Raw genomic sequence first — 12924 nt, 5'->3', positions numbered from 1 at the left:
TGGGGCTTAAATAAAATGACCCCGGAGCAATACCGGGGCCATTTACTAGCCGCATAGGCGCTTTTTAAACTGTCCGTAAATCGGGGTATAGTTCAACAATGTTATGTGGTCTTTATTAATATAGGGCTTATTAAACAAAAGCACCCTATAGTTTAAGTGAAGAAATTCACATTTGTGTATTATTTAAGCATAAAAAAGTGATACCAACAACCGGTATCACTTTCTTAATTATTCATAAACAATTTCAAGATTGTCCACCGCGTATCCCTCTGCTATAGCGCGCCAATTAAACTGTTTTTTTCCAGGAGGAAGATTTTCTTTTGCTAAATATAATGTTCCTTCCTTACCATTTACCTCAATTCGATCAATATAATACCCTTTTTTGACGAAGATGTACCAATTATTATCTAGATGTAAAATTGTAGTTTCGTTTGGTTTCTTCTTTGCTTCATCCCATTGTACTTTTAATTCTTCAGGAATTGATTGGTCTACGTCTCCAGTGTTAATCCTTGGTTTGCTTTTATCTGTTTCCATTTTGGTTAATCCTGCTAAATTGGGTTTGAACTTTTCACTATCAATAGGAACGTTAATTTCAAGTTTCGTAGGATATAAATAATCTACAATCTTCCCTTCTGAGTTATACGTTTCATACTTAACCAAAATACCTGTATCCTTATCTACCCATAAACGAAAAGACTGGAATTTTCTACGGTCAACCTCACCTTTGATAACAAGTGTATTATGCCCTAATAGTTCTTCATTTTGTTTTTCAATATCCCAGGAATTTAAGTCTCTAGTATAATTAGAAGCAATTTCATAAGGAAAAAGTGAACTAGCAGCCTGCCCAATGTGTGGTCTCTCCCGATAATTTGTTACGTTAATTCCCTCACTATCTACCGAAAATGCGTCCTCAATCTTTAAAGTCTCAGATTGGTTTCCTTGTATTTCTTTTGGATATTTCCCTTCTCCGTAGCTTCCTGAGTTTTCATCGATTTCCCATCTAGTTCCATCCTTATAATAAAGAATTGTTACCTTTTTTGCTCCATCAGTTATATAAGTCTCTTTACTATATCCACCAGCTTTATGGTTTAAACTCAATTCATACTCAATTAAAGTTTCTCCTAATGTATCGGCATAATTGATTTTGAATTCACCTTTAGCTGTTTCAAAGTAGTCAACACTATTAAGCATTTTCGTAAGAATCTCTTCTTTTGTCATTTCTTTAAGATTTTCTTCTTGCTTAGGTGGTATATAAACAGTATTCTGATCTAAAGCTTTGTTAGGAGATTCTAGTGTGCTATGGCTTGACTCACTATCTTGCTTTCCTATCATTCCACTAAATAAATTAAGTTGCACCCCTGCAAAATACGTGATACCAATAAACATTAAAGAAACTACTGAAATGCTAAGTAGGAAATTTAACTTATTTTTAATAATAGATGGATGCATTTGAATATTAGATTTTCTACCCTTATCCAATGGTGTTAAAACAGAACTAATACTTCTAGTTCTATCATATGGGACATCTTTAAATACGGTATTATCCATACTTCTTTTTAATTTCTTAAGATGTTTTTCCATTAGTCACCATTCCTTTCATATACTTTCTTCAATTTCATTTTTCCTCTTCTTAATCGTGTTTTGATTGTATTAATATTAAGGCCAAGAAGATTCTGTATTTCTTCTAAGCTAAATTCCTCATAATAATATAGAATTATTACCTCTCGGTATTTCACAGGTAATGTTAATACCAATTCCGAAATTACTGTTTCCTCATAATTTTTTAAGTATGATATTTCGGCAGATACTATATTTTCTCCAACCTTATCTTTGATATCTTCAAATATCCATAAGGTTTTAAACCATTTACTTTTGTATTCATCCTTGCACCTATTAACCGTAACTCTGTAAAGCCAAGTTTTATAGCTTGATTCACCGCGAAATTGATCAAGCTTTTTATAACACTTAATAAACACCTCTTGAGTAATATCTTCAGCTAAGACCCAATCTTTTACATACGTAAATGCTAGTTTTTTTACACTTACCCAGTAAGATTCAATAAGACTTGTTATTAGTTCTTCATTCGAGAATTCCTTTTCTGGAATTAAATTGTTCAATTCAATCCCCCCCTTCGGAAAATTATTGGTTTAGACTGTTTTTTTTAAAAAAAGTTTCACATTTTTTAAAATTTTCATTCTGGCTTTCTAATTATAATTTTACAGCAAAAAAGAGCTTGAAGTTTTCAAGCTCAATAAAGTAAATTATTTTCTTACTCCACTAACCTCCCTCAATAAAAGTAGCGAAAACACTTATTTACTCTTGTTTTCTTAGAATTTCATAGTTTTTTACCTTTCGGTAACTCACTTTATAAATGGAGGATCCTCACTTGAAAGGATATTTTTGGACAGAGTGAGAAAAAAGAGTTAGAACCCACTAACCAATCCCTTACAGAAAATGGTGGATGAGTAATAATATAACCGCACTGGTGGATGTCCACATTTACTCATGGAGGTCAACCCTCCCATGTCTCACAGAGTCTTCGCTCTCAAATTCCTTCGTCCAACCTTTCCATGAGGTGGATGTCAGCCATGCTGCCCCACAGGGTCCACGCCCGTAATTTAGTTGCTTTGCCGACTAATCCGTGCTTCAAATGTCTCCAAAACTATAAAAGCAAGAACTACTACTTATCTAATCTAAACCAAAGTTAAGCTGCCATTTCCGTCTTCTTTGTTACTGCCAAATGAGGGATGTCCTTTAGCATCTTTTCCTCATTAAAATCAAATTGTTTTTTCCCTATACTGAAGAAAATCCGAATTAGTTTATTACACAAAGCAATCAGGGACTGCATCTTCTTTAAAGGATTATCCGGACGTTGAGTATAGTAAGCATGTAATGCTTTAAATGCAGAATTCTTGGCGACGAGAATCATACAGACCCTGAATAACAGGGCCCTGAGTTTCTTTCGGCCTCTTTTTGTGATGGTCGTTTTTCCTTTGTGCTTGCCGGATGTATTTTCTTTTAAGCTTAAGCCGGCCAGCTTGATAATCTGCCTTGGATGATTGTATTCGCCTAAATCTCCTACTTCCGCAAAGAAGCCGGCAATTGTATCCCTGCCTACACCTTTTATCGCTAACATTTGTTGTACACCTGGTATTTCATCAAGGAGGCCGTCTATTTTTGCGTCCAATTCTTCGAATTGTAACTGAATTAATTCATACTTAGCCAGAATGGTTTTTAGCTCCAGCCTGGCCATTTCAGCACCTTGTCGAAGTCCGATGGACTGACTAGCTGCCTGTTTTAATTCGCGGATCTTGTTTAATCCAACACTCCGAGATACGGACTTTCTCAAATGGACGAGTAGTTCTTCTTCGGTGAATACAGCTATTTCATGTGGCAAGGCATAGAGCTTTAAGAATTGTAAAGCAGCCTTACCTTCCCATTTCTTAAATACCTTGAGGAATTCCGGAAAATACCGGTCAATCCAGTTGTGCACCTGTCCTTGGACCGTTTGTAGGTCTTCAGTTAAAAGATCGCGTATTTTCTTTGCCACACGGAGTTCTGCATAAACACCTTGCGGTATTGTTGGTTCGGCGTATCTTCCGTCCTTGACCAGCTGGGCTATGACCTTGGCATCTTTCACATCATTTTTGGTGGGTGAGTTATCATCCAACTCTTTGCTTTTCTTGACGTGCAACGGGTTTACTGCGACAAACTTTATCCCATTTTCTTTTAAGATATGGGCCAGATTAAACCAATAATGGCCTGTTGGCTCCATGCCAACCATCACTTTACTCATACGCTGTTCTTTTTTGATTTCCGAAATCCATTTAAGAAAGTGTTCAAATCCTTCTTTTGTATTTTCAAATTGACACGGGGATCCAAACTCCATTCCCCTGAAATCCTGGGCACGAGCCACATGTTTGAATTTCGCAATGTCGACTCCTATAATAAGAGTTTGAGAAGTGATTTGAGCAATCTTGTTATTCTGGTTATAATGCATTGTAAAGCCTCCTGGTGTTTGAGATTTTTGTCCTTTTTGCTTGCCGGCTTCAGGACTCTCTCATTCTACCAAGAGGTTATTTTTTTGTTCAAACTCCATTTTCATTCATTACAGGAATGCTGCCCCTTTAGCACAATAAAAATGCTGCATCAAGCTGCACCTAAAAGAATTTCTTATATAGCTCACGTCTCAAATGTCCACTTAGATAAGCGTATACTCTGGTGGTTTCGCTCTTTTCATGTCCCATCAAATTCTGTATGACCTCTAACGGTGCTCCATTATTAATAAGTGTTGTTGCATAGCTGTGTCTAAGTTGATGTGGATGAATGCATTTATTTATTCCTGCTCTTTTGGAAATCTGTTTTATGACATATCTCATCTGTGCAATACTCATTCGATGTGGTGCTCGAATCGTAACGAACAGCGCTTGTTGATCATCATATCTTTCTTCTAGATATCTTTTTAACCAAATACTACATCGAGTATTAAAATACACTTCTCTTTCTTTTTTTCCTTTTCCAAACACGATAACTGATTGTTCTGCCATATTAATTGAGTGCCTATCTAATTTTACAACTTCTCCTATCCTACAGCCTGTTGAATACATAAATTCAAATAAAGCTTTCTCAAAAGTTGTTTTACATGCTTCACGAAGTAATTCAATTTCCTCTTCCGTAAGAAACTTAGGAATTCTACTCTCTGGCTTAGGTTCTTTAATGGTAGATACCGGGTTAACCGAAACATACTTCTCTTCTTGAGCCCATTTAAATAATGATTTTATAAAACGTATCCGATGACAGAGACTAGATGCTTTTAACTCAGCTGCAACTTCTCCAAGATATAGTTTAATGGATTCTGTTGTAATATCAGTAATCTTAATATCCCCAAAGTATTTGATTAATAAGGACATTTGCACTTTATATACCTTTAAGGTTTGAGAAGAATATCCCTGAATTTGTTTATCTGCTTTATATAGATTCCAGGCTTCAGATACAAGCATAATGAACAACTCCCTGATCGTTGTATTTCTAACATTATTCGCCTGAGAACTATAAAATATACTAGTTTTATAGAATTTTATTAAGTAATTGCACCCTTTACTTTAAGTACATTTATTCACAATACCTAAAGAATAATCAAATTTTGCACCCCTTTATTTATTTCTTATGTAATTCAGCATATCTAGGAGTTGATGAAGCTTGATAAAATGACCGTTTTAAATAAGCTATCCCAGCGACCTTTAGATACAACTGCGAAATGGAACTTATATGCTATTGCATGGAGAACTATTGAGAGGACAATTGAGTATAATTTCAAGCCTGGCTATCAATTTAAAATTAATGGCAGTATGAGAAGTATTAAAGAGAGATAATTTTTAATGAACGGGTTGCAGTTTTAGAAACTGGGGGTCATTTTCCAAGGGTATCTATTCCTGAAAAATCAAAAGAGGAATTTAAGAGGAAGAATCTGCAACTTTCGTTGTTTTAATGTATAAATCATAACTAAATTACTCTCGGAAATCAGCATTTTCCTTCTGATGCTATCCAAACTATTCCCCCTCAAGGCAAAAAGGCTACCTAAATGGCAGCCTTTTTTGTCAATCGTAAATGGAGTATTCTCCAGTATTTTCATAATAATCAAAATGATTACTTTCGTGAGAAACTTCAAAGCTTGCTGTTACTTTTTGTCCTAGTCCACCACCAAATCCCATTGTTACAGATGTAGTTCCATTATCAAAAAAGTCACCATTAACATTCCACCAAATTTTTGTTGGAGTTGTTATTTTGGCATTTACTTTTCCTGCGAATTGTTTCGAAAATAGATTTGAAAAGCCATCACGATCTAAATCAACCTCTTCTATGAAGTCAAATTGGCTAAAAGAACCAGAATTATATGTATATACAAAGATTTGTACTGTTGGTTTATAGGTCAAAGATACATCTTGTTCTATGTTAATTTCATGCATGCTAAAATCTGATGCACTAGACATGGTAGATAATGTTCTTTTTCCTGTCTGTGTATTTAAAGTATTGTTTGGATTTTTGTATATTTCTTTTGCTTGTTCTATAGTTATACCTTTAGCTTTTGCTCTATTTTCGATAAATTCATCATAGGTAAGTTTATTTATAGTTACTTTCACATCCCCTGATTCCTCAAGTTTTTCAAGATTAATAAGATCTATTACTCCTGAACTATTAGAATCGGTCAATTCTTCTGCATTTGAATGTGTCGGGCTAAACAAAAATGAACCACTAATAATTAATGAACTAGCAATTGTTAAAGCGGTTTTTTTCAAAATAATCACTCCATTTGTAATATTTGAATAATGTTACAGTTACGCATTTTAACTTAAGAGTTATTAATTGGTAAAGTGAGTTATGGTAAATTAGTAGAATGTTCTCAAAAGATAACCATTAAATGATAAGTTAAATACTGTCAAAATAGTTATATGTTACTATTAATATAATGTTAAACTATTAATAAGGCTATCCAAAGGATGTGTATTAATGCGTTTAATGACTTTGTTATTTGTGATATTTATTTTAGTAGGATGCAACAATATGGAAAGAGCTGAAGAGAAATCAGCAACAAATAAAGATGAAGAGTTAAAATATGATGGAGATCACTTAACTGTTGGAGTTACTGAAGATATGAACTTGCCAAAAATTAAAAATATTCAATATAAAGAAGTTAATCTTGATTCATTAACACCTGACCAAGAAGAATTAGATGCTTTAATTATTACTAAAGCCTTTTTTAATGAGGCTGATAAAAATAAATATGTTAACTTTTATAAAGAAGTAAAATATCCTGTGTTTTTCGTTGGAATTAAAGGATTTAAACTCTTTGCTTTTACTACTGAAGATATGAACATAGAAAATTCCAAAGATGATAATAGTGCCTATATTCAAGGATTTAAAAATACCAATGGAGAAAAAGAGGTCTTTAAAGTTTATAAATCTAAAGAAGCTACTGATAAAGAAATATTCATTCAGATGTTTGATTATATTTCTAAATAAGTGTACAGAAACCCTCTAGTTTAAAGTAAGGTAATATTAAATACTATAATTATAGGTTTAATTATAGTATCATAGTTTTGTAATATTTAAGAAAACCGTTCTCATCTAGAGGTCGGTTTTTCAAAAAAATATATTTTATGGACTTGATAGTATTATGGAAGTAAGGCTTAAAATAGATAAATTTACTTTTTGTGAATTCATTTTCTTAATGTTCATTAAAACTGCTATTATTAACCCATTCACCAGAAATCCCATTAGCAAAGTTAGGGCATCTGACATTGCACCCACTCCTTGTTAATACCAAGTGAAATAATGTCGCTCCTTCTGCCGTTCCGAATCCAAGCACTAAATAAATGATTGAAAAACCAATCAAAAAGAAAAATGTATGTAAAATTGCTTTTCGTTGTCCTTTTAATTCACCACTTTGTATTTCCACAACACTCATTCCTGTTATATATGATAAAAATGCAGGATACAGCGGAAATACACAGGGTGATAAAAAGGTTAATGCACCTGCACCGAATGCAAGTAAAATAGAAACGTCTGCCATTAACACTAATCCTCCGAATGTAATTTCTTGTAAATAAAGTATATCATGACTTTCAATAAACATGGCGAATATATAGTTTTGAAAGCTAATTAGATAAAGGAAAATAATCCACTTTTACGGATTCCCACCTGCCTCATTAGCATAACTTTTAATCTTCCGATGGCTTCTCATTTTGAGTCAAGGGTTAATTAAACTGACATCCATGTTCAACCCGCTTGTTCAAATTAAAAAAGCCACCTGTTGGCAGCTATATCTTAAGGTATTTCACCTGGTAGCATAATAAGAAAAAGAGGTTTTTGGCGGCTTTTTTAACCGATCAACATCAAATTTACCAGCACTACTAATCCAAACGAAAGGAAAACTGCTACTTTAACAGGGTGACAAAATTTATATCTAGTGAGTGGGTTAATTCTCCTGATAACCTCACTAAATAAAATAGTCCCGAATAGAATAAGGATCCCTCCAAAAATATAGGGATTGTCCTTAAACTTAGATAATCCTAAAACTAAGAAAAAAAATAAAATCCAAATATACCCTAAAATAATATTTAACAAAATAGATATAAATATATCCTTCATTACCACATTAATTACACTCCTTATTTACTTTGAATCATAATTGAAATTTGTTATACATTCCTTGTATTTCTGCTTACTATGGATAGATAATTAATAGACATTTCCTAATTTTTCAATTTATTTATCTTCTTTTTTTATCAATAAGAACTCTTTTATTTCACTACTAGTATCTCTCTTATTTTTCAATGAGACAAACCTTTCTAGTGCTTAATTACTCTATACCCATAATCTCACTTTTTTAATCCATATTCCACTAACCTGCCCCTTTTGCAGAATAAGAAAAAGCTACCTGAATCGGCAGCTGATATTGAATATAAGCACCCTTAAGGTAAATTTCCGCCTTCTTTGGTAGTGCATATTTTGTTCGAACTGTTCATTAACCAATAACCCCGTCTTAGAATAAAAGCTTGTATACTTTAGACAAACCCTGCATACCCTTAAGGTAAAAAGTGGGTGATTAATTGAATAGAAAATGGTTTGTAGCTATCTGTATATTTTTGATTGGTTTCTTTACGGCTTTCATCCTCAATACAAATGCTTTTAAAAATACTTCTGATGAAATGCCTGAATTCACTTATTCAAGTAAAGAAAAAAACCAAGTTTTTGGTTACTTTATCCTCGACCTTTACCATAAAGAAATTATGAAGGCAATCAATGACTACTACAAAAAAGAAATAAATGGATACTCTACCCCAAAGCCTCCTCACTACGATATGGTTTCCATTTTAGCTACTGATAGCGGTACTAAATTTAAGGGGTTAGGAACAAAATATTCGTATCTTTTGAAAATCAAATTATTGCCTAGCACCGGTACTGGAATAGTTTTAGGGGAAGACATTCTTTATTTTGCGGTAGAACCCAATCGTCAAAATATGAAAAACCTGCCCAAAGATTATCCCCCGATTGAATTAATTAAATATGAACATATTAAGCCACCTAAAAAAGAAGGTTGATGATTGCACATAACCCTGTCAAGTAGACATTGAAAAAAAGAGTATACTAAGCTGCGGCCTTTTCTCGATATTCTATCGGGGAAAGGTCGTTTAATTTACTTTGAAAACGGTCTTGATTGTAAAAATGTATATAATCCTGAATTGCTACGTATGCTTCTTCCATTGTTTTGGGACGTACTAAATAAACTTTCTCCGTCTTTAAATGAGAAAAAAACACTCTATACAAGCATTATCATGACAGTTTCCTCTTCTTGAATGGCTGCCTATAATTTGGAGGTCTTCCTTCACTTGTTTTTCGTATGCTTTGGTTGTATATTGAAACCCCTGATCTGAGTGGATTAAAGCATTTTTTGCGAACTGCTTGCCTTCTAGCTGTTTTATAGTATCTATGACTAACTTAAGATCGTTCCTTTCAGATAACTGCCATGACACAATTTCATTGTTATATAAGTCTAAAACAGCTGACAGATAGACAAACTCATCCCCAACTCGGATGTAAGTAATATCAGTGACGAGTTTTTCATACGGTTTTTCAGCAAAGAACTCCCGATTTAAGACATTGGGAAACAAAACGGATCCTTTCCGTCCATAGAATGGACGTTTCTTGCGAATGACAGAACGAATACCTAATTCCCTCATTAATCTTCTGACCCGTTTATGATTAGCTACAATTCCCTCCCGGGAAAGAGCCCTTGTCATTCGTTTATATCCGTAGTAAGGATGCATTTTGTGGATGGCTAAGATATGCTCTTTTACTAACATATTCTCCTCAAAACGGATTCTTCGTATAGGATGTGTATTGCGCCACTTGTAATATCCTGCTTTTGAAACTTCCCCAATTTTCAGTAGCCACGCAAGGGGATACTTTTCCCTTAAGTTATCAATAATTTGAAATCGATCTGCTTTTAGGACCATTCCTTCCCATGTAGATTTGGATTGCGCTTTTTTAAGTATTCCACCTGCGCTTTCAGATAGGCATTTTCTTCTTCCAAACTATTAAAGTTTTTCTTATTCCAATGCCCACGCTGGTCATCAAATGATTCTCCGTTTCGTACTTTTTTAACCCAATTTGCAATTTGGGCATCACTTTTAATTCCAAAATGTTCTCGAAGCTGTTTATAAGACCATTTCTCCTCCAATTTCAAACGAACAACTTCTCGCTTAAACCCCTCTGTATAGGTTTTAAAGGTTTGTCCTTTTTTGGCCATAGAAAAAACCCCTCCAAGTAGACTAGTAAGAACATCATATCATGTTCTCTTTTTTTACTGTCTACCTGAAGGGGATAATACCAGATAGAACACTTATGTGTTCTTTTTTTCTGCGCAGTTTGTGTCTAATACGCCATAACAGTTATTATTCTTATTCAATAAACCTGCCCCTCGTATATTATGTTTAACTCCTTAAATACCATTCTCTTTTTCATCTTTTCTATCAATATAAGGTGGTCTGTTTGGACGTCTCGAGATATTTCTAGATAATGGTCTTAGGATCATTTGGGACAATTCTTCCTGCCCCTGTAGCTTGACTACATCTAAAGACTGTTTCTCAGTGTACGTGCGGCACTTCATACTCGCAGGCTGAGCGCACTGCCTCTCGAACTCAGGTGACAAGCAGCCCTGAGGCAGCTTTCGATGCAGATGCAGTTCTGATACACGAGGTTGATGATCGGCGTCCATACTAGAGATATCTCAAGGCGTCCAAGGAAATACCCAATGATTCCACAATGAAAGGAGGGTAACCCCCATGAGATTATTTGTTGGTTTAGACGTAAGTTCGTTTGACATGAAAGGCTGTATCCTTGATCAGGAAGGATCAAAAGTGGATACCTTCACGGTATCAAATGACCTTCCAGGAGCCACAGTTTTGAAGGAACGAATCCTCGGCCTTGCGAAAGGACGTAAAGTTGAAAGCGTTAAGATCGGTTTGGAGTCCACTTCGGTCTATAGCTTCCATCCTTCTATGTTCCTTCATTATGATGAAGACCTTAAGGTCTTTGACACTCAAGTGTTCGTCATTAATCCGAAACAGATTGCCAACTTCAAGAAAAGCTATTCGGATATGAATAAGACGGATGAAATTGATGCATTCGTGATTGCCGATTATGTCCGATTCGGCCGTAACCAGATGTCCATTGTCAAGGAGAGCCAGTATGTCGCACTCCAACATCTGAATTTCAAGTGCAGCAACTTTTCCCATGAGGTGGACTCTTCCGCCTTCGGAAATGCGATGATGGACCTCTTCCTCGAAAGATAGAGCCTGGAAGAACTGGCCCAGATGCCTTTAGATGAATTGGCTGCGTTCCTTCAGGAACACGGGAAGAATCGTTTCTCTGATCCCGATAAAGTAGCTACTTCCATCCAACGGGCAGTCCGCTCTTCCTACCGCTTAGATAAAGTGGTAGAAGACTCAATGGATCTCCTTTTAGGTACTTCCATTGAGCTGATCCGTTCCTTTCAGAAACAGATCAAGGAAATCGACAAAGCCATTACCCGTCTAATGACAGGCCTTTCCCAGACCTTGGAGACTATACCGGGCATCGGACCTGTATATGCCGCAGGCATTATTGCCGAAATCGGCCAGATTGAACGTTTTGAAGATGAAAGCAAGATTGCCAAATATGCAGGTCTATACTGGCGGAAACACCAGTCTGGCCGCTTTACAGCTGAAGACACTTCTCTTTCGCGACAAGGAAACGAATATCTGCGCTACTACCTCGTTGAAGCCGCCAACTCGGTTAGGAGACAGATTCCCGAATATCGCGAGTTTTACCAAAAGAAATGTCTTGAAGTTCCAAAACATCAACACAAACGTGCCCTCGTCCTAACAGCAAGAAAACTCGTGCGATTGGTGGATGCGCTGCTTCGCAAACGCCAAGTCTTTGCGCAAGAAAGGTGCGTGAAGATCTGACAAATATACTTTGTCAGCGCAAGCCTTCCTGATTTCCAGTAAATTACATTTATTTACTGGTGTAGTTCCTTACGGTCTTTTTTAGTCACAAGTAAATTGAAAACTAAACATCTTTAAACTTTTGGAGTTGACATATTACCGCAGGTCTTTAGCTAAATAAGGGGCTACAACAAAAAGTGTTTTAATGCGCGGTAAAATAATGTATAACCCATTTATTATCAGGAATAATAAACCTAATTTTACAGGAGGTGTGTTATCATTAAAAGATTATGTCTAGGGGCTGTTACATTTCTATTGTTATCTCTTTTCTCAACACCGGCAGACGCTTTAACCTTTGAAAAGTTGCCAATCGTAAAAAAATCAGACCAATGGTCAGTGCAAGTTGGAGAGGCTAAAAAGGGTAAGGATTTAGTAAAGCCAGTCAAAGGAAAATTTAATACGTATTCATTAAAAATTGATAAGATCGGTGAGGATGTAGATTCAGTTAAGGTTAATTTATATAGAAATGAACCTAATTCTAATACAAGGTATTCTCTTGTTAGTTGTCCACCAAGTGCACCCTGTAGTAAAGAAGATCCTAAATGGGCAATCAATTTAGCAAGACAACTTAATGACGGAAACCCTTATCGTTTTAGCAACTTCCTATTGGCCGAAAAAGCTACAGAACTGGAAGTGGAAATTGTTTGGACTGATAATAACCAAGGTAGACCAATGAAAGAGACATTTACTTTTACTAATCAATAACAATTTCATTTCATACCAAAACAGGCGATTTAAATTGTCGCCTGTTTTTATTTTTGCCAACAATCTTATCTTGTTCCACTCCCTCAGTTTAATACGGTTTACTCACGAATGCTCGCTTATTCGCAGGATTTCATCCTCCATGGATATATATTTCTAAATTGAAAAGAGTAGA

At 35.3% G+C, this 12924-nt stretch carries 9 protein-coding genes and 2 pseudogenes; 4 read left to right on the top strand and 7 right to left on the bottom strand.

What is annotated here, in order from left to right; all coding sequences use genetic code 11:
- Positions 1 to 228: 228 nt before the first annotated feature.
- From DFO72_RS28610 to DFO72_RS28590, 5 genes are all read right to left on the bottom strand, one after another.
- Positions 229 to 1581 (bottom strand): sigma-E factor regulatory protein RseB domain-containing protein, encoded by a 1353-nt coding sequence (locus DFO72_RS28610; RefSeq protein ID WP_113885909.1) that lies wholly within the window; start codon positions 1579 to 1581, stop codon positions 229 to 231.
- On the bottom strand, positions 1581 to 2117 hold the full coding sequence (locus tag DFO72_RS28605) for a sigma-70 family RNA polymerase sigma factor (RefSeq protein WP_113885910.1): 537 nt from the start codon (positions 2115 to 2117) through the stop codon (positions 1581 to 1583). Before DFO72_RS28605 ends, DFO72_RS28610 begins: the two co-directional genes overlap by 1 nt.
- Positions 2118 to 2704: 587 nt before the next feature.
- Positions 2705 to 4000: an IS110 family transposase gene (locus DFO72_RS28600; RefSeq protein WP_113885911.1), complete on the bottom strand. Its 1296-nt coding sequence runs from the start codon at positions 3998 to 4000 to the stop codon at positions 2705 to 2707.
- 160 nt (positions 4001 to 4160) lie between these two features.
- A complete protein-coding gene (locus tag DFO72_RS28595) occupies positions 4161 to 5000 on the bottom strand; it encodes a tyrosine-type recombinase/integrase (protein ID WP_009336788.1) in 840 nt (279 codons plus the stop codon).
- Positions 5001 to 5597: 597 nt separating this feature from the next.
- Positions 5598 to 6296 (bottom strand): hypothetical protein, encoded by a 699-nt coding sequence (locus DFO72_RS28590; RefSeq protein ID WP_113885868.1) that lies wholly within the window; start codon positions 6294 to 6296, stop codon positions 5598 to 5600.
- Between the two features lie 265 nt (positions 6297 to 6561).
- On the opposite strand from DFO72_RS28590, the gene DFO72_RS29745 reads away from it, so the two are divergent.
- Entirely contained in the window at positions 6562 to 7020 is a 459-nt protein-coding gene (locus DFO72_RS29745) for a hypothetical protein (protein ID WP_166672575.1), read from the top strand.
- 205 nt (positions 7021 to 7225) lie between these two features.
- Here DFO72_RS29745 and DFO72_RS28580 read toward each other — a convergent pair whose 3' ends face one another.
- Entirely contained in the window at positions 7226 to 7570 is a 345-nt protein-coding gene (locus DFO72_RS28580; protein WP_113885867.1) for a cytochrome c biogenesis CcdA family protein, read from the bottom strand.
- 1039 nt (positions 7571 to 8609) lie between these two features.
- Here DFO72_RS28580 and DFO72_RS28570 point away from each other — a divergent pair.
- Positions 8610 to 9101 (top strand): DUF3888 domain-containing protein, encoded by a 492-nt coding sequence (locus DFO72_RS28570; RefSeq protein ID WP_113885865.1) that lies wholly within the window; start codon positions 8610 to 8612, stop codon positions 9099 to 9101.
- Between the two features lie 46 nt (positions 9102 to 9147).
- Here the strand turns inward: DFO72_RS28570 and DFO72_RS28560 are convergent.
- Positions 9148 to 10309: pseudogene (locus DFO72_RS28560) on the bottom strand (IS3 family transposase).
- A gap of 535 nt (positions 10310 to 10844) precedes the next feature.
- Here DFO72_RS28560 and DFO72_RS28555 point away from each other — a divergent pair.
- Both DFO72_RS28555 and DFO72_RS28550 read left to right on the top strand, forming a co-directional pair.
- Positions 10845 to 12008, top strand: a pseudogene (locus tag DFO72_RS28555) (IS110 family transposase).
- 294 nt (positions 12009 to 12302) lie between these two features.
- Positions 12303 to 12752 carry a hypothetical protein gene (locus tag DFO72_RS28550; RefSeq protein WP_243856314.1) on the top strand — a complete coding sequence of 150 codons (450 nt, stop codon included), beginning with the start codon at positions 12303 to 12305 and terminating at the stop codon, positions 12750 to 12752.
- Positions 12753 to 12924: the final 172 nt, after the last annotated feature.

Origin of the sequence: Cytobacillus oceanisediminis (assembly GCF_004366035.1) — a bacterium.
Lineage (GTDB): Bacteria > Bacillota > Bacilli > Bacillales > Cytobacillaceae > Cytobacillus > Cytobacillus oceanisediminis_C.
Note: the sequence above shows the minus strand (reverse complement) of the source record. Positions and strands in the feature narration are given on the sequence as shown.